General features: G+C 64.6%; 18 protein-coding genes. 7 read left to right on the top strand and 11 right to left on the bottom strand.

Annotation, left to right across the window (positions count from 1 at the left end):
- Positions 1-320 (bottom strand): TadE/TadG family type IV pilus assembly protein (locus tag JKF87_RS16865; RefSeq protein ID WP_201101045.1); only part of this gene is annotated, 320 nt, incomplete at its 3' end.
- A gap of 472 nt (positions 321-792) precedes the next feature.
- Positions 793-948: a hypothetical protein gene (locus JKF87_RS16870; RefSeq protein WP_201101046.1), complete on the bottom strand. Its 156-nt coding sequence runs from the start codon at positions 946-948 to the stop codon at positions 793-795.
- Positions 949-1,137: 189 nt separating this feature from the next.
- On the opposite strand from JKF87_RS16870, the gene JKF87_RS16875 reads away from it, so the two are divergent.
- The 6 genes from JKF87_RS16875 to JKF87_RS16900 are packed head-to-tail and all read left to right on the top strand — an operon-like array spanning position 1,138 to position 7,118.
- Positions 1,138-1,764, top strand: a complete 627-nt coding sequence (locus tag JKF87_RS16875) for a DUF4129 domain-containing protein (RefSeq protein WP_201101047.1) — start codon at positions 1,138-1,140, stop codon at positions 1,762-1,764.
- Positions 1,761-2,987 carry a DUF4350 domain-containing protein gene (locus JKF87_RS16880; protein WP_236261471.1) on the top strand — a complete coding sequence of 409 codons (1,227 nt, stop codon included), beginning with the start codon at positions 1,761-1,763 and terminating at the stop codon, positions 2,985-2,987. The genes JKF87_RS16875 and JKF87_RS16880 overlap by 4 nt, the downstream gene beginning before the upstream one ends.
- Positions 2,974-3,930, top strand: coding sequence for an AAA family ATPase (locus JKF87_RS16885; RefSeq protein ID WP_201101048.1), 957 nt, complete (start codon positions 2,974-2,976; stop codon positions 3,928-3,930). The genes JKF87_RS16880 and JKF87_RS16885 overlap by 14 nt, the downstream gene beginning before the upstream one ends.
- Entirely contained in the window at positions 3,927-5,243 is a 1,317-nt protein-coding gene (locus JKF87_RS16890; RefSeq protein WP_201101049.1) for a DUF58 domain-containing protein, read from the top strand. The genes JKF87_RS16885 and JKF87_RS16890 overlap by 4 nt, the downstream gene beginning before the upstream one ends.
- A complete protein-coding gene (locus tag JKF87_RS16895) occupies positions 5,240-6,253 on the top strand; it encodes a stage II sporulation protein M (protein WP_307418330.1) in 1,014 nt (337 codons plus the stop codon). The genes JKF87_RS16890 and JKF87_RS16895 overlap by 4 nt, the downstream gene beginning before the upstream one ends.
- Entirely contained in the window at positions 6,243-7,118 is an 876-nt protein-coding gene (locus JKF87_RS16900; protein WP_201101050.1) for an RDD family protein, read from the top strand. Before JKF87_RS16895 ends, JKF87_RS16900 begins: the two co-directional genes overlap by 11 nt.
- A 134-nt stretch (positions 7,119-7,252) precedes the next feature.
- Here the strand turns inward: JKF87_RS16900 and JKF87_RS16905 are convergent, their stop codons facing one another.
- Entirely contained in the window at positions 7,253-8,098 is an 846-nt protein-coding gene (locus JKF87_RS16905) for a LysR family transcriptional regulator (protein ID WP_201101051.1), read from the bottom strand.
- A gap of 142 nt (positions 8,099-8,240) precedes the next feature.
- Between JKF87_RS16905 and JKF87_RS16910 the strand changes: the two genes are divergently transcribed.
- Positions 8,241-9,770, top strand: a complete 1,530-nt coding sequence (locus tag JKF87_RS16910; RefSeq protein WP_201101052.1) for an MFS transporter — start codon at positions 8,241-8,243, stop codon at positions 9,768-9,770.
- A gap of 403 nt (positions 9,771-10,173) precedes the next feature.
- On the opposite strand, the gene JKF87_RS18605 is transcribed toward JKF87_RS16910, so the two are convergent.
- The 8 genes from JKF87_RS18605 to JKF87_RS16950 form a co-directional block, all read right to left on the bottom strand.
- The gene (locus JKF87_RS18605; protein ID WP_201101053.1) at positions 10,174-10,926 is read right to left on the bottom strand and encodes a TonB family protein; all 753 of its coding nucleotides are present in this window, start codon (positions 10,924-10,926) and stop codon (positions 10,174-10,176) included.
- A 21-nt stretch (positions 10,927-10,947) separates the two neighbouring features.
- On the bottom strand, positions 10,948-11,538 hold the full coding sequence (locus JKF87_RS16920; protein ID WP_201101054.1) for a biliverdin-producing heme oxygenase: 591 nt from the start codon (positions 11,536-11,538) through the stop codon (positions 10,948-10,950).
- 15 nt (positions 11,539-11,553) lie between these two features.
- On the bottom strand, positions 11,554-15,054 hold the full coding sequence (locus tag JKF87_RS16925) for a TonB-dependent receptor domain-containing protein (RefSeq protein ID WP_201101055.1): 3,501 nt from the start codon (positions 15,052-15,054) through the stop codon (positions 11,554-11,556).
- 95 nt (positions 15,055-15,149) lie between these two features.
- Positions 15,150-16,073 carry a FecR family protein gene (locus JKF87_RS16930; protein WP_201101056.1) on the bottom strand — a complete coding sequence of 308 codons (924 nt, stop codon included), beginning with the start codon at positions 16,071-16,073 and terminating at the stop codon, positions 15,150-15,152.
- A gap of 99 nt (positions 16,074-16,172) precedes the next feature.
- The gene (locus JKF87_RS16935; RefSeq protein WP_201101057.1) at positions 16,173-16,676 is read right to left on the bottom strand and encodes an RNA polymerase sigma factor; all 504 of its coding nucleotides are present in this window, start codon (positions 16,674-16,676) and stop codon (positions 16,173-16,175) included.
- Positions 16,677-17,063: 387 nt separating this feature from the next.
- The gene (locus tag JKF87_RS16940; protein WP_201101058.1) at positions 17,064-18,050 is read right to left on the bottom strand and encodes an alpha/beta hydrolase; all 987 of its coding nucleotides are present in this window, start codon (positions 18,048-18,050) and stop codon (positions 17,064-17,066) included.
- Positions 18,040-19,542 (bottom strand): M20 family peptidase, encoded by a 1,503-nt coding sequence (locus tag JKF87_RS16945; protein WP_201101059.1) that lies wholly within the window; start codon positions 19,540-19,542, stop codon positions 18,040-18,042. Before JKF87_RS16945 ends, JKF87_RS16940 begins: the two co-directional genes overlap by 11 nt.
- On the bottom strand, positions 19,539-20,468 hold the full coding sequence (locus JKF87_RS16950) for a sugar phosphate isomerase/epimerase family protein (protein WP_201101060.1): 930 nt from the start codon (positions 20,466-20,468) through the stop codon (positions 19,539-19,541). The genes JKF87_RS16945 and JKF87_RS16950 overlap by 4 nt, the downstream gene beginning before the upstream one ends.
- Positions 20,469-20,480: the final 12 nt, after the last annotated feature.

The raw sequence follows: 20,480 nt of genomic DNA on the forward strand, positions 1-20,480 counted from the left end.
ACGATGACCTGCATGCGCTGGGCGTCGCTGACGGTCCGCACAGTCGTCTTGGCGGGCTCCAGCGCCCCCATGCGCGCGACAGAGGTTGCGATCTCTGCCCGCGCCAGGGCTTCGCGCTCGCTGGCGTCCAAGCCGCCGATCGCCGCTCGCGCGCCCTCGGACGCCAGGCTCTGGACCGACTGGGCCATCAGAAACCAGCTGCCATAGACGACGATGGCGATCATCAGCACCACCATGATCGGCCCGACCAAGGCGAACTCAACCGCGGCGCTGCCGCCATCCGCACGCACGAAACTCGACTTCACGGACAATGAACGCACGGCCAATCTCCACACACGTCAAGATTGTATATCGTTATGTGTGAATAAAATTATACCCGTCAAGGGTGTAACTTCTTAACGGCCGCATTCGATCTAGCGAGTAACGTAGGTGCGTCCGGACCGGACACCGCCAATAGACTTTGGCCTGCTTCTCGATCAGATCGGCAATCGTGGCGGTCATCGGCCTTGGAACCAGCCCCATGGCAATGGCTTGGCTGACCAGCCGATCATTCTCAGCCTTGGACACGTAGGCGACCATAGTCTAACGCCAGCATCGGTCGCCACCCTAAGTTCGCCCCGCCGCTGTCAGGCGAGGTCGATGGAGTTAGGTGGAGGATTGGCAGGCCTAACAAGGCCTAAAGTTCAGGGCCTGTGGAGGGTCGTGGAGGTCGATGGAGTGATGTTCGAATCCCACCGCTTCCGCCAGCGCCCTCGCAGCATCTCAGCACAATCAGAGAACGTCGTTTTCCGTTCACAACAGCGTGGTGAAATGCTGCGCCAGATGTACGTGGCGCGCTGCAAACAGTCCTAGGGTAACGATCATGGCTGTCAGTGAGGACAAAAGGATCAGGCGCCGACACCGATGCGCCCAGTAAACGGTTTCACCCAAGGCGATCGCCAGCAACATGTTCGCCCCCCGAACGCGTTAATCCTATGAACTAGGACGGCGCCCGGATGAAAAGACCGCATTATTATCCGCCGTCATGCCGTCCCTGCGCCTCCCTTACGGAATAAATGGCGCGCTACGCTACGCACGGTTGACTGTCCGGCCACCGCCGTTATGGCTGAAACATCTCCATGCACGCCTCTTTCAATCATGCAGGATAGGGCAAAGCCCTCTGACGACGCCCTGCAGCAGGCGCATGACCGGCTGCTGCGTGACGATTCGTTCCAGTTCGACCGCACGGGCTATCATCCGCCGAAAATTCCGCAGTGGCCCAAGTGGATAGGCGACATGCTGGATGCCATCGCCCCGGCTCTCAAATGGGTGCTGTGGATCGGTCTGGCCCTGCTCGCCGCCGCGATCCTATACCTCATCATCCGTGAAATTCTGCGGCTACGTGCGCCGCGCGCCAAGCCTGACAAGCCCAAGGCGGCGGTTGATGCAGAGTGGCGGCCTGACGCACAGGCGGCGCGCGACCTACTGGCAGGCGCGGACGCCCTCGCCGCCGAAGGCCGCTATGCCGAGGCTGCACACCTGCTTCTGCTGCGCAGCGTCGAGGATATCGACAAACATCAACCGCGCGCCCTGCGCATCTCCCTGACAACGCGCGAGATCGCAGGGCTGACCTCTCTGCCAGAGGCGGCGCGCCCGGCCTTCATGAAGATTGGTCGTGTCGTGGAGCGCAGCCTGTTTGGCGGTGCACCCGTTGACGCTGAGGATTTCGCCGACTGCCGCGACGCCTATGAAGCCTTCGCTCTTCCAGAAGGCTGGCGCGCATGAGCCGGACATCCCGGGCGGCCAGCGGCGCCTTTTCACCCGTCACCATGATCGTCATCCTGGTTGTCGGCGTGCTGGCGCTGGCTGGCGTCGGCATCCTGTCGGCCTATTCGCCAGAGCTTAAGTCCGGCAACGACGGCGGCGGCCATGCCCTGTCAAAGGCTTCCACCGGCTTTGGCACCCTGCCCGTTCTATTGCGCAGCCTTGGCGTCCCGGTCGTTCTGAATCGCGGCGTTCTGACCGACGCTTCGGATGACAGCCTTCTGGTTCTGACACCTGCGGTTCAGACCAAGCCGGAGCAGATCGACGACATCATTCACTATGGCCCGACCTTGATCATCCTGCCGAAATGGGTGGCGGCGCCGGACGCCAATCATGAAGGATGGGTCCGGACGCTGAACTCCTACAGCGGCAAGAGCAGTTTGGAGATTCTGCCGGAAGGCCTGCTCAAGGATACGACCCTGATCGAGCGAGAGGGTCGCGCGACCGTGTCTTTACGTCGCCCAAACGGAACGTCTTTCGGCAAGCCGGTGCAGATCGAGGCGCTGCGGACCATCGGCGGCGATGCCTGGATTCCGGTCGTGGTGACACAACAGGGTGACGCCATCCTGGCCATGCACCGTAAAACCCGCACCTATGTGCTGGCCGATTCCGACTTCCTGGACACTTCTGCACTCAAGAGCTTGGCCGGCGCCCGCACGGCGGTCGATCTGATCGAGATATTGCGGCCCGATGGTTCTCCCGTGGTGTTCGACCTGACCCTGCATGGGTTCCAGCGCACGCGCAGCCTGTTGCGGCTGATGCTTGAGCCGCCCTTGCTGGGGCTGACCCTGATCCTGGCGGCGCTGGCTGTGCTGGCGGGGTTCCAGGCGGCCGTGCGTTTCGGTCCGGCGCGCGACCACGCCCGCATCATCGCGCTGGGCAAGCGCGGCCTAGCCGACAACACAGCGGCTCTGGTGCGGCTGGCCAAGCGCGAACACCATATGGCCGCCCCCTACGCCCTGCTGGTCCGGGCCGCGGTCGCGCGCGTCATTGGGGCCCCGCGCAGCCTGAGCGACGATGAGTTGAACGCCTTCCTCGACCGCGTCAGCCGCACGACCGGCGCACATTCGACCTATTCCGCCTTGGCCGAGCGCGCCAAGGCGGCCAAGACACCCGGCGACCTGATGCAGGTGGCCGGCGACCTCTATCGCTGGAACCAGGAGCTGACCCGTGCACGTCAATGAGGTGAAGGCGGTCGCCGATCGCATCCGCACCGAAATCGCCAAGGCGGTCGTCGGTCAGGACGGCGCCGTCGATCTGTTGCTGACCGCCCTGTTCGCGGGCGGCCACGTCCTGCTGGAAGGTCCGCCCGGAACCGCAAAGACCCTGTTGGCCCAGGCCTTCGCGCGGGCCGTCGGCCTGGATTACGGACGGATCCAGTTCACCCCGGACCTGATGCCGGGCGATATCATCGGATCGAATCTGTTCAACTTCCAGACCTCGGCCTTCACCCTGACGCGCGGGCCGATCTTCTGCGAACTGCTGCTGGCGGACGAGATCAACCGTACTCCGCCCAAGACACAGGCGGCCCTGCTGGAAGCCATGCAGGAGCGGCACATCACCATCGACGGACAGGCGCACGCCCTCAGCAAACGGTTCACCGTCGTCGCCACCCAGAACCCCATCGAGCAGCAGGGCACCTATCCCCTGCCCGAGGCCCAGCTTGACCGCTTTCTGTTCAAGCACGTCCTGGCCTATCCGTCGCTGGAGCAGGAACGCGCCATCATCGCCGCCCACGGATCGCGCACCGGCCAGATGGACCCCATCGCCTTGGGCGTCGAAGTCGTCGCCGACGCCGCAACGATCGACGCCGCCGTCAATGCTGTCGCCGATGTGCGCCTGACAGACGAGGTCATCGGCTATGTCGCCGATCTGGTCCGCGCCACACGGGACTCGGCCGATGTGGACACAGGCGCATCGCCCCGCGCCGCCGCCATGCTGGCCGTCGGCGCCCGCGCCCGCGCGGCGCTGGACGGACGCGACTATGTCATCCCTGACGACGTGAAGCTGCTGGCGCTGCCTGCCCTGCGCCACCGCCTGGTCCTGTCGCCCGCCGCAGAGATCGAAGGCCGTCGCGTGGATCAGGTTCTGGCCGGTCTGGTCGAGCGGGTCGCAGCGCCCCGGTGATCTATCCCACGCGGCGAGCGGTGATGGTCATGGGCGTCGGCGCGCCTGTCGCGCTGCTGGCCGGCGTGCTGACGCCTGCGGGCTGGCTGGCTGGCCCCATCTGGATCCTCGCCGTCTACGCCTTGATTGCGATCGACGCCGTGCGCGCCGGATCACGCACAGGGCTAAGCCTCGACGCGCCAGAGCCAGTGCGCGCAGCGGTGGGCCGCCCCGGCGTGACGGGCTTCATTGTTCGGTTCGCAAGCAAGGGTCCGGTGCCGCAGACGGTGGAGGCCGCCGCCTCCGCCGACGCGCGCCTGGGCCTGACCACAGCATCCCGACAGGCGAAGGTTGAAGATCGTTCCGCCATCCTGACCTTCCCCTTCACGCCGGAACGACGCGGAACGGCGGAGTTTGAAAACCTTTGGGTGCGCTGGCGCGGCCCTCTGGGGTTGGCGTGGAAGCAGAAGATTTTCAGCCTGAACCTGCCCGCCCCGGTCCTGACCGATCTTCAGTCCGTGCGCGACCAGGCCGTGCGCCTGTTCGCTCGCGACGCCCTGTTCGGCGCCAAGACCCAGATCGAAATGGGCGAGGGCTCGGAGTTCCAGTCCCTGCGCGATTACCAGGCGGGCATGGATCGTCGCGCCATCGACTGGAAACAGTCGGCCCGCCACGCCGCCTTGCTGGCCAAGGAATTCCGCACCGAACGCAACCACAATGTCATCATGGCGCTGGATTGCGGACGCGCAGCCTGCGAACCGGTCGGCGGCGTGCCCCGCATCGACCGCGCCATCAACGCCGCCCTTCTGTTGTCTTACGCCTGCCTGCGATCCGGCGATCGCGCGGGCCTGTTCGCCTTCGATTCCGCGCCGCGCGTGACGACCGGCGCCCTGGGCGGCCTCAACGCCTTCCGCAGCCTTCAAGCGGTCGCAGGACGCATCGACTATTCGACGCACGAGACCAACTACACCCTGGCTCTCTCGACCCTGTCCGGCCAGCTTCAACGCCGTTCGCTGATCGTCGTCTTCACCGACTTCACCGATTCCACCGCCGCCGAACTGATGATCGAGTCCCTGGGCCGTCTGCTGCGGCGGCATCTGGTGCTGTTTGTGGTCATGCGCGACGAGGAACTGGAAAGCCTGACCGCCGCTGAACCGCAGGAGCCAGAGGATGTCGCCCGCGCCGTCGTCGCCGGATCCCTGCTGCGTGAGCGTGATGTGGTGGTGAGCCGCCTGCGCCGCATGGGGGCCCACATCGTCGACACCCCCGCCGACCGGATCGGCCCGGAAGTCATCAACGCCTATCTGGATCTGAAGCGGAGGGACCTGCTGTGACCGACGTTCGTCCCGCCCAACTGCTGAAAAGCCAGCGTTTCCGCCAGCAGCGCGAGGGCGACTGGCGCCGCCTTGAACAACTGATGACCAAGGCCGAGGCGGGGTCGGCGTCCAAGTTGACGGACGAAGAGATCCTGGCCATCCCAGTTCTCTATCGTTCGACCCTTTCGGCCCTGTCTGTCGCGCGGGAAACCTCGCTGGACCGGGGGCTGGTCGAATATCTGGAGACCCTGTCCGCCCGCGCCTATTTCTTCGTCTATGGGTCTCGCGCCACCCTGCAGGATCGCCTGACCAGCTTCTTCCGCAACGACTGGCCCAATGCCGTGCGTGGTCTGTGGCGCGAAACACTGATCTCGACCGCCCTGATGCTGCTGGGCGCGGCGGTGGCGGCCTGGCTGGTGCTTCATGAACCGGAATGGTTCTACGCCTTCGTGCCGGGCGAACTGGCCGGCGGGCGCGATCCCGCCGCCTCGACTGAAACGCTGCGCTCCACCTTGGACGGATCAGACGGTAGTGGCGGCCTGTCCGTCTTCGCCGCCTTCCTGTTCACCCATAACGCCCAGGTCGCCATCCTGGCCTTTGCACTGGGGTTCGCCCTTTGCCTGCCGACGGGGATGCTGATCCTTTATAACGGCGCGACATTGGGCGCCTTCGTCGCCCTGTTCGCCAGTCGGGGTCTGGGTGTTGAGGTTGGCGGCTGGCTGCTGATCCACGGCGTGACTGAACTGTTCGCCGTCATCCTGGCGGGCGCGGCAGGCTTCCGCATCGGCTGGGCCGTGGCCTTCCCGGGACAGAAACGCCGTCTGGACGCCGCAGTAGAGGCTGGACGCACCGCCGCCATCGTCATGGGCGGGGTGGTGGTCATGCTGTTCTTTGCGGGGTTGCTGGAAGGGTTTGGCCGCCAGTTGATCGTCCACACCGGTCTTCGCTACGGCGTCGCGGCGTTCACCGCCCTGGTCTGGGCCGCCTATTTCTACTTCCCCCGCAGAGAGGCGCGTCTTGGCCGCTGAACCCGTCGCCCGCTCCGGAACCGAACGCACCTTCGTCACGCCGGAAGGCGTCGATCTGCGTCTGAACATCGGCGAGGCTGGTCAGCGCGCCGCCGCCTTCCTGCTGGACGCCGCCATCATCATCGGCGTGCTGATCGCCTTCACCATCATCGCCTTGTTGATGGGAATCGGCGCGGCCGCAGGGGGAGGCAGACAAGGCGCAGAGATCGTCGCCGTCATCTGGCTGTTGGTCTTCTTCGTATTGCGGAACTTCTATTTCACCGGGTTCGAACTGTCCGCAGCCGCCGCAACGCCAGGCAAACGCGTCATGGGCCTGCGCGTCGCCTCACGCGATGGCGGGCGATTGAAGGCGGAATCGGTTTTCGCCCGCAACGCCCTGCGCGAACTGGAAGTGTTCCTGCCGCTGTCCCTGTTGATCAGCCGGGCGGGTCAGGGCGTCGACGCCTGGATGTATCTCCTGGCGCTGGTCTGGGCCGGGATTTTCGTCTTCTTCCCCCTTTTCAACAAGGACCGCCTGCGTGCGGGCGATCTTGTGGGCGGCACCTGGGTCGTGCGTACGCCCAAACGCAAGCTGACCCGCGACATGGCCGACGACGGTTCAGAACGCCTGGCCGCCTATGACTTCACCTCGGCGCAGATTGACGCCTATGGCGCCAAGGAGTTGCATGTCCTTGAAACCGTCCTGCGCCAGCGCGACCGCAACACCATGAAGGCCGTCGCCGAACGCATCGCCGACAAGATCGACTGGTCCCGCACCGACGACAGGGACTACGACTTCCTCAGCGCCTACTACGCCGCCCTGCGCGGTCGGCTGGAGCAACGGCTGCTGATGGGCGTTCGACGCCGCGACAAGCACGATATTTAATTATGTCGCGTTACAATCCATAAGATCATCACAGCAGAACGTTGGAACTGACTTCAATAAACTCAGCCTTCCGCGTCAGATCGCACCTGCTTCACTTAAGAAAGCGCCACGACTTGTTCGTATTGAATCTGCCTTCATGACGGCCTTCTGTGTTCGCTGAAGGCGGCCGTGATGGCGCGCAGGGTCTCACGTGTTCTGGCGTCGGTTAGGGATGAGTGCAGGATAATCGACAAGGACGGAATCTCAGGCAGCCCGAGTTTTTGGCTCACCTCAATCATGTCAGGCGTTGCCAATCGTCGCGGAAAAGCGGCCGCCGCCAGGCCTGCAGATAGAGCCGCCATCACTGCAGGGGTGGCCCCTACGAACGCCTCTGTCCAAGGGATTTGCGCACCATCCAGCAGCCGCATCGCCACCTCGCGCACCTTGCAGCACGGCGGGTGGCTGGCCAGGCGCAACGGCTCACCGACACGGTGCTCGAAATCCGCCGATGCGAACCAGCCGAAATGCTCAGGCCCGAGAACCTCGCCGTCTCGTCGGTCGTCGTCGCTGCGCACAATGACCGCGTCCAGCCTCCCCTCCTCATAAGCGTCCAACAAGGCGCGGGAGTTATCGACCAGCACCTCGATCGTCAGACAGGGATCCAATCTTCTCAACTTCGCTAGCAGGGTCGGAACCTCCGGCCCCATGACATGAGCTGCGATCCCGAGTCGGAACTTTCGTTTCTCGGCGGCCAGGGCAGCGTAAGCGCGCTCATGTGCAGCCAGAAACTCACGCGCAGGCGACAGGAAGGCCTCGCCTTGGACGGACAGGCGCACCTGGCGCGGCGTGCGCTCGATCAGTTTTTTACCGAGCCGCTCCTCAAGTCGCTTCAGCTTCACACTAACTGCGCCCTGCGTCGAACCCAGAGCTTCCGCCGCGCGGGTGAAGCTCTGAAGATCGACGATCAGCACAAAGGCCCGAACGGCGTCAACTTCCAACATGGCCCCATCTATCCGTTTTTGTTGTCACTGAAATGGAAAATCTCGCCATTTTCAAATGGTGACGCCAGCCGCATGTCTGCAACCCATCAAAGGGTCGCGCTGAAATCCCTCGTAACGCGCCACTTCAATAACAAGGCCAGACATGCCCCCCTCTCCGTCCCCAAGAAACGGCTTCGCACTTGCCGCCGTATGTCTGTCGTCACTTATGCTCGGGCTTGAGATCACCAGCATCCCATCCATCCTGCCGACGCTGGAAAACGTTCTGCCGGCCGATTTCAGGCAACTGCAATGGATCATGAACGCCTACACCATCGCCATGTGCGCTGTGCTGATGGCGATGGGCGCTCTAGGGGATCGTTTCGGCCGTAAGCGCGCCTTCATGTCCGGCGTCGCAGTCTTCGGCATCGCCTCACTAATCTGTGGCCTGGCGACCAGCGCGCCGCTTCTGATTGCCGCACGCTTCCTGCAGGGGCTCAGCGCCGCCGCCATGCTGGCATGTCAGGTGGCCATCCTGTCGCACCAATTTCGTGATGGCGCGGAGCGTGGCGGGGCCTTCAGCTGGTGGGGTGTCATCTTCGGCATCGGTCTAGGCTTCGGTCCGATCGTCGGCGGGGCGATCATCACCCTGGCCAGTTGGAACTGGGTGTTTCTGATACACGTTGCGCTTGCGGCAACCACGTTGATCCTCGCCCAGAAAGGCATCGAGGAATCCTCTGATCCCCACGCCACGAAGGTCGATCTTGCGGGGATGATCACATTGTCCATTACGGTGATCGGCAGCGTGTATCTGCTGACCCAGGGGCAAGAGCTGGGCCTGACCAGCCCAGCCGCCCTGACGATCCTGGCAATCAGCACATTGACCCTGATCCTGTTCATCATCGTGGAGACGCGCGCAAAGCGGCCGATGTTTGACTTCAGCGCCTTGCACATCCGCAAGTTGTCCGGCGCCCTGCTAGGATCCAGCGGGATGAACTTCAGCTTCTGGCCCTTCGTGGTCTACCTGCCGCTCTATCTGCACGCAGGCCTCGGCTATGACGCCATAGCAACAGGGTTGGCCATACTGGCCTATACGGTGCCGACCATCGTGGCCCCGCCCCTGGGGGAACGCCTGCTGCTGCGTCGCGGCCCGGGCCTGGTCATTCCGCTTGGCCTATTCACCATTGGCGCAGGTTTCGCCCTTCTGCACCTCGCCATCGCCAGTCGCCAGGCGAACTGGATGACCCTGCTCCCTGGCTGCATCATCGCGGGAACCGGTCTAGGACTGACCAACACCACCGTCACGAACACTACGACTGCAGCGGTTCCGCCAGAACGAGCCGGCATGGCTTCAGGCATGGATATGAGCGCACGATTCATCTCCCTGTCCGTGAACATCGCCTTGATGGGCCTGATCCTCTTGAGCGGCGTTCATACCCACCTCAGTCAGGCCCTGCCGCCAGTTTCGACGACCACACTGAAGACATTGGCTGACACCGTTGCGGCAGGAAACCTAGGCGTCGCCGAAACAAGCGGCTTGTCCGTCACCACAGCCCGCGACGCCCTGACCAACGGCGTCGCCTGGGCCACGCTTTACGGTGCCGCCTCAGCATGGGGGCTTTCGTTGCTCAGCTTCCTGACGTTCGGTGGCAGAAGAGCAGTTTTGAGGGGACATCCGAACCAAGAACTGGTCTGACTTATGGCACTGATTACACAGATTTTCTCTGCAGAGGGTAAGACAAACGTCATTTTCCGGTCGAGGCGTCGCTGCGGCACCCTACTGAGGGTCAAGGGCTGGTAGAACCCGAATTTCGAATACCGCAGACGCTTGGGCTCGCCGGAAGAAAGCACAGACAGTGCGTCTGCACAGACGCGCCGAACCAGCGCACTGCCGATACAAATCATGACACGTGCCTCGTCGCTTCACCTAAGGATCAGGGCGAAAGACGACCAGCGCTTCTTGGGGCATCTACAACAGCCCCACGTCTCACACCCGAGCCCTTCCGGGTCAAAGCCGTCGTTCATGAGAAATCCGACCTTGTAGGATCGGATGACCTCGTCGGCTTTCGCGATACCGAAGCCCCTCGCCGAATTAGCCGTTACCTTCCCCGCATGAAGAACTCGACCGGCATGGACAGGGTGATACGGTCGCCGGAGATTTCGGCGGGCGGCTTAGGCAGGGGTTGAGCGCGTTGAAGCAGAGCCAGCGCTTCACGGTCGAAGGCGGGCTGGCCTGAACTGCGTTCGATGACGGATGACAGCACCCTGCCTTCGCGATCCATGGTGAGACGGACATAGGCCACGCCCTGCAACCGCCTTGCACGGGCTTCTGGCGGATAGCGCTTCAGCCGCTCCAGATGCGCCAGCAGCCGCCCCTGCCAGGTGTCCGTCGCCGAAGAGGCGTTGGCGGCAGGCGGGGCTGAAAGTGTGGGCGGCGCCGTGGTTTCGGGTGCGGGCGTCGTCTGAAGCGGACGCGTGATGGAGGGCGGCGTCGAAGGCATGGCCAGCGGCTCCACGTCTGTCGGCGGCTGCGGCGTCTGAATCCGGGGCTGGATCGGCGCCCTCGGCCGGGCCTCTTTCACCGCCTCGACCTGTTTGGGCCCCGGCGGGTGTTCCGACGGCGGCTTGGGCAGGGCTTGAAGACGAAACAGTTCGATCTCGAACACCGCATCGGGCGGTTGAACGACGGGCGGCCGGTTGGCCCAATAGACACCTGCCAGGATCAGGGGCGAGGCGTGAAGAAACACCGAAACAGCGACGCCCGTTCCCAACCTGCCCCTGTGACTGCGCGAGCGGTTCGACAGGCGAAAGGAGCCGCTCGGCGTGGCGCCCTTCACGGTCTCAACCGCCACAGGCCGATGCCTGCGCCCACCTCAGCGCAGGGCGGCATTGGCCAGCGCCTGAACTCGCGCGAAGGCCGCCTTGGCCCCGGCGACCGCGCGGCCTTCCTCTTCCGACGTCAGGACGGCCGCGTCCAGAGCTGTGGTGAACACGCGCCAATGGGCGGCAGGCCCCTCGCCGAACGGCGCCAGATGGCGCGCGCCATAATCGTCCGACAGACCCAGTTTGGCCGCCGCTTTTCGCAGCAGGGCCGCACCCAGGTTCGATCCTTCGGCCACATAGAGCCAGCCCAGCGCCGTGGCGGCATCGACCGACTGCTCGGACGGGAAGACCGGCGGCGTATCAACGAGCGGTTCTGACAGGCCAAGGTCGATCAGATCCTGCGCGATCAGCCCCAGACGACGGCGCTCGGCCAGGCCCGGCAGCAGGGCGATCAGGCCCGCGTCGTCATACAGCGCGTCAATGTCGCGGTGGAAGGCCCACTGCACGCCTGCGAAGCGGCCGTAGCCCTCCAGAGTATCGAAGGACGACGCCTCCATGATCGATTTGTCCAGCCGATCATGGGTGTCGTGGGTCAGAGCCTTCAGCCGCTTGGAACGGGGCAAGGCGATGAGATCGGTCATGTCTCAATCTCCCAATCAGAAGCGGTAGCTGAAGCCGATACGCACAGTGTGCATGTCAGCGTCAGTGCGGCTCTTGCGACCGTTGATGATGTTCGCTGACCCGGTCTTGGTCACGAACTCGCCGATCGGCCAGCCGTTGTCGTCGAACACCAGATCGCCCGTCACAGGGTCGCGCTTGAACTCATAGCTCGACGTGTCCGGCCCGACCCCAGCGCGCGCCTGATCGAAGTCGAAGCCGCCCTTGCCGAAGTCGGCGTACAGATATTCGGCGCGGAACGACCAGTGCTCGCCGATGGCGCGCTCAACGCCGCCGCCCAGGGCCCAGCCGGAGCGGTTCGCCTTGGATGTCTCGCGGAATGCGACGCGGACATTGTCCCCTTCCTGATCGCTGCGATACTGGGTCCGGTTCTGGGTTTCGCGCAGGAAGGCCGGTCCGCCGGTGAGGTAGATCAGCGATCGCCCGAACGAATAACCGACACGACCCCGCAGGCTGGCGAACCAGTCCCAGCTGTATTCCGCGCTGGATTCCAGACGCTTGTAGAAGACCAGATTGTCAAGGTCGGGGTCCGTGACCAGGACGCTGGAGCCGCTTTCCAGCGCACCGGTCATGACATCTGCCTCGACGCCCAGGACGATGTTGTTTCGAATCTGCCAGTTGACCCCGCCGAAGACGCCGACCGTGGCGTTATGCATCCGCTCATCGACCAGACCTCCGTCGACGGAGGCGCCGAACCGATCGGTGATGCACCCCTGCTCACGCCCGAAACCATGCCCCATGCTCAGGCCCGCATAGGCGCCGCTCCAGTCCAAGGCCTCTTCATTGCCACGGCCGGAGAACCAGTTTGCAGGCCAGTCAAAACCGCTAGCGCCGATCTGGCCCGTCAGGCCGATGCGGAAGGTGCGGCCCGGTGCGGGAATGACGCCCAGGCTGAGCGGCTCGATATAGTATCGGTCCGTCAGGTTCTCGACGCTCCAGTCCAGCGTCAGGCCCTGGCCCAGTTTATATCGCCCTGTCAGGTCAGCGGTCGTATAGGCCTTCCACGGAATGGCGGAGAGAAGCGGCGCAAAACCGCTGTCGGTGGGCTCGAAGGCGGCGGCGCGTTCGCCACGATAAATCAGGCGCGCACCGAGGTTCATCCGGTCATGCAGGAAGTCGCGGCTGACGGTCAGATTGGCCGCAAACTCGGGCGGGATGTAGTTTGTGGCGTAGTCCGAGGCCAATGAACTGGACAGGCAGGATTCGCCCGGACGGCAGAAGGAGACCTTGTCATACCAGGTGGCGCCCGCGTCGATGTTCAGGCTGCCGATACGGTAGCTGGCGCTGGCCTCGACGCCGCTGAACTTGGCGCGGTCGATGTTGTACATCTGCATCGAGAAGCTTTTGCGGATGTAGCGGCGGGCGATGTAATCGCGGATGTCGTTGTCGAACCACACCAGCTTCAAGCCCAGTTGGTCATCCGCCGTGAACAGATTGGCGCGGGTGTAGTTGGCCCCGATCTCCCAATTGCGCGCCTCTTCACCGTGCAGGTCAGGGTTGGCGATCATAAAGAAGCCGGCGGTCGCCTCCATCAGGGACGGCAGACGCGAAGCCTGCTTGTAGGTGGCGAACACCTGCCAGCCGTCGGCGGGCATGACGGTGGCGCCCAGCGAGAAGCTGAAGGCGTCCTCGTTTCGATCCAAGATCGCGGAGTAGAAGTTCGTGCCGCTCTGTTTGTCCTTGAGCCAATACTCCTGATATCGCAGTCCGCCGTTCAGACGCAGCCAGTCAGTCGGGTCCAACTGCATCTGGGTGAATAGGCTGACTTCTTCGCGTTGCCCTTCACGGCCCGGCGTGCCCTGCCCGACCGGCGCCCAGGCCCCATCCGGCCCCGTCTCTTCATTAAGATAGGAGACGCCGTAGTCCGCTGAAAACAGACCGAGCGGCGTGCTCAGGATCGAACCGTTGGACACATCAGCGCCGAACGTATCGACATAGCGCCGCACCACCGGCGTGTTGATGATGGCTGCCGAGCTTTCGTGCAACTGGGTGAACCACAGGTTCGACTTTAGATCGATCAGAGCGTTTTCAGGGTTCCAGCGATGACGCACGGTGAACCGGTTCAGGCTGGTTTCTGACGGCACGCCACGCTGGCTGACCGTGCCGCCCTCATAGACTTCTGATGGATAGTTTTCGCTGAACTGGCTCCAATAGCCGCCATAGCCCAGTTCCACCGTGTGATCGGGCGCGGGGCGGATCGTCGCCTTCAGCATTACGGATTCCGTGTTGCTGGCGGTGTTCAGAACCTCTTCGCCGCCGACGAAGGGGGTCGATCCGGCAGATTCGTAAAAGCCTGCCGCGCTGGCGCAGAGTTCCGCCAGATAACCGTTCGCCTGTCCCGAGGCGCAGTAGGCCGACGGCGCGCTCGCTCGTTTGGGCGCGCCGTCGCCATTCGTGCCCGCATGATAGTTGCCCGTGCGGCGGAAGGCGTAGCCCGCGACCAGGTCCATCCAGTCGCTTTTGCGGGCGAAGACCAGACTGCCTGATCCAGCAGTTGGATCAAGGAAGGTCGGGCGGTCGGTTCCGCGCAGCGCCGCCAGCGGCTTCTGCCGGGAGTAGTTGGACACCAACAGATTGGTCCGCTCGGTGCTGCCGGGCTGAGACGTGTTGTTTGACACTGAAAGACGGAAGCGCAGGCCCGTGTCGCTGCCCTCTGGCACGATATCGTCAGCCTTCAGCGTGGTCATGCTGACCGAACCGCCGATGCCGCCCGCAACGGCGTTGCCCATCGCCGGGCCTTTTTCGATGGCGATGCTGCTGATGAAGTCCGGATCGATGAAGGTGCGGTTGCTGGTGCCCTGATAGCCCCGATAAACGGTCGTGCCGTTCAGTGAACCGTCAACGGTGACCGGCACCCGGCCCTGCCCCTGCATGCCGCGTATGTTGACATCCAGACTGCCGCTGCTGGTCGCTTCTCCCGACAAAACGCCAGTGACGTTCTTCAACACATCAGCGGGCGTCGTGCCCGGATAGGCCTCCAGCGCATCGCGGGAGATCACGCTGACGGAACCCGCCGTCGTATAGATAGACGAGGCCACACCATCCCATCCGGCCGCGGCGCCGTTGCCGCCGCTCTGCGCCGCACCCGTTACGCCCTCAACCCGAACCGCGCCCAACTGAATGACCCCGTCCGCCGCCTGTGGTGCAAGCTCCAGCCGCACCGTGTCCACACTCGTGAAGCGATAGGTCAGGCCCGTCCCGGCCAGCAGGCGCGACAGGCCTTCGCTGGGCGCAAACCGCCCCGACACGCCCGGCGACGTGGCATTGGGAAGCGACGCCCCATAGACGATGTCCACGCCGGTCGCGCGGCTGAAGGCCGTCAGAGCCGAGCCGACGGGCTGGGCCGGGATGTTCAGGCTGACGTGGCCTGCCGCCTGGGCATAGACCGGCGTCGCATGGGTCAGCGCCGCCCCGACAGCCGTGGCGCCCATCAGCAGGGCAAAACGGAGTCTGTGGCGGCCGTTCAGGATGGTTTTCATTTGCGCCCCTGGTGCATGTCGGCAGGCGCGTCACCTGCCCTCGACTGTAGAGACGGGCGACGGGGCGATTTGTCAGGTGCGAATGCGATTTATTTTCATATAAACCGAACGACGGTCAAGCCGGGCATCAGGCGCGTGACACGCATCGGCGTCACTTCCGCCAATCGATCCAGGCCCTGCGCCGCATCCTCGACACCCAGGGTCAAGGTCACCGGCAGATCAGCCGCCACCTTGTCCAGAATGACAGTGCGCCCGCCAGTCCAGCGATCCAGCGTCGCGGCGACCATGCCCAGGGGCCGGTTCACAAAGTCCAGACGTCCCTCGCGCCACGCCAGAACCGACGGGTCGGCGACCTGCACCCGCCCCGGTCCGCTCGCGCCATAGCTCAGGCTTTCACCCTCAGAAACACGCGCCTTGCCGCCCCTGGCGTTGACACGCACAGCATGTTCGGTGACCGACACCTCGGCCCCCTCGCCGTTCAGTGCGACGGAAAAAGCAGTGCCCAGAGCCGTGGTCGATCCCCCGGCCGCCTCGACGACAAAAGGACGGTTCGGATCAGGCGCAACCTGAAACCAAGCCTCGCCCTCCAGCAGGCGGATCCTGCGCCTGCCCTCAGAAAAATCCGTCGCCAGGGCCGTGGCGGTCGACAGTTCGATCCGTGATCCATCGGCCAGAATGACAGTGCTGCGCTCGCCAGCACTTGTGCGTTGGTCCGCGAACGGGTGCGCGCCCAGAAACAGCCGCCCGGCGCCCGCAACCAAGACGACCGCAGCCCCTGCGCTCACAGCCCCCTGCAGGACCGCGCGGCGACCGACCGTCGCTGCTGGGCGCGCCAGACTGGGCAGATGCCCAGACGCCCCCCACAACTGCTGAAGCCGAGCATAGGCGGCGGCGTGGCGGGGATCGGCGTCTCGCCATGCCTCGAACGCGGGCCGCGCCTGCGCATCGGTCGGGTCTTCATGCAGGGTCACGAACCAGCGCGTCGCCTCGGCCATGACCGGTTCGACGTCGTCGTGCAAAGCGGTACTCGGCTTAGGTCGGGTCACAGGCCTGTTCTTCCTTGAAGGCGCGCGCCACGCCGGCCTCCCAGACATAGAGACGAATGACCCTGCTGAATGTCAGGGTTCTGGATCGAAATCGGTTTCGGCGGCGATCTGGATAGCCAGGAGGGCTCGCGTCATATGCTCGTGCACAGTCTGGCGTGACGTGCCCAACCGACGCCCGATCTCTGCAAACGACAAACCCTCGATGCGCGACAGGCGAAAGACCTCCCTCGGTCGGGCCGGCATGGCCGCCATGATCCGATCCATGCGCAGCAACTCCGTGCGGGTGATCAGCGCAGACTCAGGATCAGGTCGCGCCTCCGCCACCCGCTCCATCACCGCCTCGTCCACCTTGACCTCGACCATGGAGGCGGCCCGGCGACGATGATCGATCACCAGATTGCGGGCGATGCGGAACAGATAACTCCGCACATTCTCGACAGCGCCTCGATCGCTCCGCGTCGCCGCCGCCATCCGCGCCCAGCTCTCCTGGGCGATATCCTCTGCGTCCTGACGGTTGCTGACCTTGCCCCGCACATAGGTCTGCAATCGACGATCAGCCTCGTCGATTTCACGCATTGGCAATGGAAAGCAGGGCGGCAAGTCAGACTAAATCCAGCGCCCGATGAAGCAAGGCCGGTGCGTGATTACCCTTCTTGCGAACCAATCGCAACGCCAAACATGCCAATGATTTCCCACCATTTAATGACCATGAACAATGGCCCCCAAAACAACAGTGGAAGCTAATTGATGGTGGTGGAACCTAGACAACGACCTAGTCAATCAAAACGACCGTTCAGATTTCCAAGTTATTTGATCAGACTTTAGCGGCGGGACGGCCCCACGGCCCAAGGCTGCATGAGATGGACCTGTCGCCGCGCGATCTGTTGCTGGTACAGACACGCGACGTACAGACCCTGTTGGCCGTCGGCGAAGAGGCCCTGCACAGTGCCGCCGTACAAATATCTACTCCAAAATCCGGTCCAACCAGTTCACGAACAGAGCGGCCCAGGTGGTTGACGGAGAAACCGGAACGCCAAGGCCGAAGCCGTGGCCGCCTTCTTGATAGAGGTGGGCCTCGACAGGGCGGTGGGCGGCGCGGGCGGCGGCGATCCAGGCCAGGCTGTTGTCGGCGGATACGGTCGTGTCGTCCCAGGCGTGGACCAGGAAGCTGGGCGGGGTTTCGACGCCGACGTGCAGGACGGGCGAGCGTTTCTGGCTCAGTTCGGCGGGGGCGTTGGCGCCCAGAAGCAGACCACGCGAACCGCTGTGGACCAGCGGCGCCTCAAGCGACAGAACCGGATAGATCAGGCCGACTGCGTCAGGGCGGGCGTTGAGCGCGTCGGCGGCGTCGACGGGCGCATAGACGGCCTCTGTCCAACCGGTCGCCAGACTGCCCGCCAGATGCCCGCCCGCCGAGAACCCGACCACCGCCACATGATCAGGCTGGATGGACAGAGTCTGCGCACGCTGACGCAGCAGGCGGATGGCGCGCTGGGCGTCCTGCAAAGGCACATCGGCGCGATTGGGCCAGCCCTCGCCCGGCAGGCGGTAGTTCAGCACCGCGACCAGATAGCCCTTTGCGGCGAAATATTCTGCGACCTCGACGCCTTCATTGGCGATGGAGACGAACATATAGCCGCCGCCCGGGATGACCAGCAACGCACGGCCGTTTGGCTGGGCCGGACGCCAGATCCGCATCGACGGCGCGGGCGTCGACTTCAGGAAGGAGCCGGGCCAGTTGGGAAAGTCCGCAAGGGGCCTGTAGCTTTCGCGTCCCGGCGCGTCGGCAGGCCATAGCATGATCTCCTCGGCGGCGTCCCAGGCGGCGGGTCGGGTCATCTCCGGCGCACGCGGCTTCAGCGGCGTGGTCTGAGCCAGCGACGCGCCCGCACTGAAACAGACCGCCCCCAGCAGAGCCGCGCCCAGCAGATTACGGCGATCAGTTCGCATGGGCGGCCGTTCCGGCTTCGCCGGCCATCAGCCGGGCGTAGAAGCGAATATTCCGCTCCAGATTATCCAGCGTCATATGTTCGTTGACGCCGTGGATCATGCCCAGTTCCGACAGGTGGAAACGGTTGGGCGCGAACCGGTACACGTCCTGCGCCACAGGCGTCAGATAGCGGGAATCCGAACCCGCGATCATCAGCGAGGGCGCGATCGGGGTGGCGGGCGCCTCATCACCCAGCGCGCTGGCCAGATAGCGGTAGGCGTCGGACCTAGACGACGAGACCGGCGTCGGCTCACGCCCCATCCCCTCGATCTCGACTTCGACCGGCAGCCCCTTGGTCGCCGCACGCGCGCGGTCCACGACATCCTGAACCGAGGCGCCCGGCGCGATGCGGTAGTTGATCCAGACGCTGGCGGTCTGGGGCAGGACATTCTCCTTGGGCGATCCGCTCAGCATGGTCGGGGCGATGGTGGTGTGCATTCCGGCGGCGGCGGCGGGGTTGGCCGCCATCTGCTTGGCCAGAAGACCGCCGAACAGCCAGTCGTTGGCCAGGAACAGCCGCGTCGAGAAGGGCGCATAGGGCGCAAGTTCGCGCAGACCCTCACGCGTGGCGCCGTCGTAACGCAGCGGCCAGGCCTTGCCCTCGATGGCGGTGATGGCGCGGGCCAGAACCGACACGGCGGTCTGGCTGGGCGGGGCCGACGCATGACCGCCCTGCCCCTTGGCCGTGATCTTCAAGGTGACATAGCCCTTTTCCGCCACGGCGATCAGGGCGGCGGGGCCTTTGACGGCGGGGTGGTCTTCGATGATGGCCGAGCCTTCGTCCAGCACGAACCAGGCGCGGATGTTGCGCGCCTTCAGCACCTCTGCGACGGCCTTGGCGCCATTGCCCTGGACCTCTTCGTCATGGCCGGAGACGACGATGATGGTGCGTTCCGGCTGGCGGCCGGCCTTGGCCAGGGCCTCGCCCGCCTCCAGCAGGGCGATCAGCGAGCCCTTGTCGTCGATGGCGCCGCGCCCCCAGACCGCGCCATCCGCCACCAGGCCGGAGAAGGGCGGCGTCTTCCATTCGTTTAGGGTTTCGGGCGAGGCGGGGACCACGTCCTGGTGCGCCATCAGGATGATCGGCTGAAGCGCCGGATTGCGCCCCGTCCACGTCCAGATCAGGGCGCCCTCGCCGACGGTTTCGCGTTTGGCGGCGGCGTGGAAGGCGGGATAGGTCTGGGCCATCCAGTCATGGAAGGCGGTCCATTGGCTCAGGTCATTCTCGGCCTTGTCCTGATGCGACACGGTTTCGAAGCGGATCGCCTGACCCAGCCGGTCCGCCGCCTGATTGAGGTCGAACGCCACGACAGCAGGCGCTTGATCCGTCGCCAGTGCGGTCGGTTTCAACATCAGGGTGCGGACCACCAGAACGGCGATCAGCAGAACCAATGCGGCGATAGCGATACCGAAGACAGTCAGCAGCCGCCCCGCCCAACCCTTGCGCCTCATGCCCGTTGTCCTTGCAGTGTGGTGAAGTATTGCAGCGCCTGACCGGCGGCGGCGACTTCCTCGCCAACCGGCATGTTCTCGCGCTCGATGAAGGAGATGGCGATCCCGGCCTCGGCGGAGGCGCGGCGCCAGCTCGCCCAGTCGATCACCCCTTGGCCGAAAGCGGCGGACGCAGGCGACGCAAGCCGTGTCGTGGGCTGCAACGGCGCGCGCCAATCCTTCAGATGGGCCGAGCGGAACCGCCCCGGATGACGGGCCAGAAGGTCGAACGGATCGGCCCCGCCCAGAACGGCGTTGCCGACATCGAACTGGAAATGCGCCTGCGCGGGATCGACCCGCTCAAGCAACAGGTCCATGGCCGCCTGTCCGCCGACATCGGCGAACTCGACATTGTGGTTGTGATAGGCGATGGCCACGCCTGCCGAGCGGGCCTTCTCGCCGATCTGGTTCAGGCGATCCGCGTTCCAGCGCCAGTCGTCCGCCGTCAGGGGATGCGCCAGCAGGGCCGCAAAACGATCCGCAGGCGCGATCTCCAACAGACCGGCGAAGCCGGGCATGGGCGCCGCCACCGTGGTCATGCCGATCTCACGCGCATAGGCCAGACGGTGGTCCAGCTCCGCATCGGTCATCTGCAGGATGGGCAGGTGACCGCTGACGCAGGCCAGGCCCGCCGCGTCAAAGGCCGCCCTCAGTTCGGCGCCGGACAGGTCGGGCGCGCCCGCCAGCTCCACCTTGCGGACCCCCAGATCGGCCAGGGCCTTCAGCGTGCCGGGAAAATCCTGCGCCATCGACTGGCGCACCATCCACAACTGGACGCCCAGATCCGCAGGCGGGGCGACCGCCGCTGACGCCGATCCGCCTTCACTCAAGGACCAGACAAGGGGCGCGGCCCCCGCCATCGCCAGTAATCCACGCCGTGACAGCATTTTGCGCCCTCC

Origin of the sequence: Brevundimonas nasdae (assembly GCF_016654005.1) — a bacterium.
In the GTDB taxonomy this organism is placed as follows: domain Bacteria; phylum Pseudomonadota; class Alphaproteobacteria; order Caulobacterales; family Caulobacteraceae; genus Brevundimonas; species Brevundimonas nasdae.

Bases quoted from the DNA above. Each gene is read 5' to 3' on its own strand.
- JKF87_RS16880 (WP_236261471.1), top strand. From the start codon at position 1,761: ATGAGCCGGACATCCCGGGCGGCCAGCGGCGCCTTTTCACCCGTCACC.
- JKF87_RS16920 (WP_201101054.1), bottom strand. From the start codon at position 11,538: ATGACCGATCTCATCGCCTTGCCCCGTTCCAAGCGGCTGAAGGCTCTG.
- JKF87_RS16875 (WP_201101047.1), top strand. From the start codon at position 1,138: ATGCAGGATAGGGCAAAGCCCTCTGACGACGCCCTGCAGCAGGCGCAT.
- JKF87_RS16950 (WP_201101060.1), bottom strand. From the start codon at position 20,468: ATGCTGTCACGGCGTGGATTACTGGCGATGGCGGGGGCCGCGCCCCTT.
- JKF87_RS16935 (WP_201101057.1), bottom strand. From the start codon at position 16,676: ATGCGTGAAATCGACGAGGCTGATCGTCGATTGCAGACCTATGTGCGG.
- JKF87_RS16925 (WP_201101055.1), bottom strand. From the start codon at position 15,054: ATGAAAACCATCCTGAACGGCCGCCACAGACTCCGTTTTGCCCTGCTG.
- JKF87_RS16870 (WP_201101046.1), bottom strand. From the start codon at position 948: ATGTTGCTGGCGATCGCCTTGGGTGAAACCGTTTACTGGGCGCATCGG.
- JKF87_RS16905 (WP_201101051.1), bottom strand. From the start codon at position 8,098: ATGTTGGAAGTTGACGCCGTTCGGGCCTTTGTGCTGATCGTCGATCTT.
- JKF87_RS16940 (WP_201101058.1), bottom strand. From the start codon at position 18,050: ATGCGAACTGATCGCCGTAATCTGCTGGGCGCGGCTCTGCTGGGGGCG.
- JKF87_RS16945 (WP_201101059.1), bottom strand. From the start codon at position 19,542: ATGAGGCGCAAGGGTTGGGCGGGGCGGCTGCTGACTGTCTTCGGTATC.
- JKF87_RS16910 (WP_201101052.1), top strand. From the start codon at position 8,241: ATGCCCCCCTCTCCGTCCCCAAGAAACGGCTTCGCACTTGCCGCCGTA.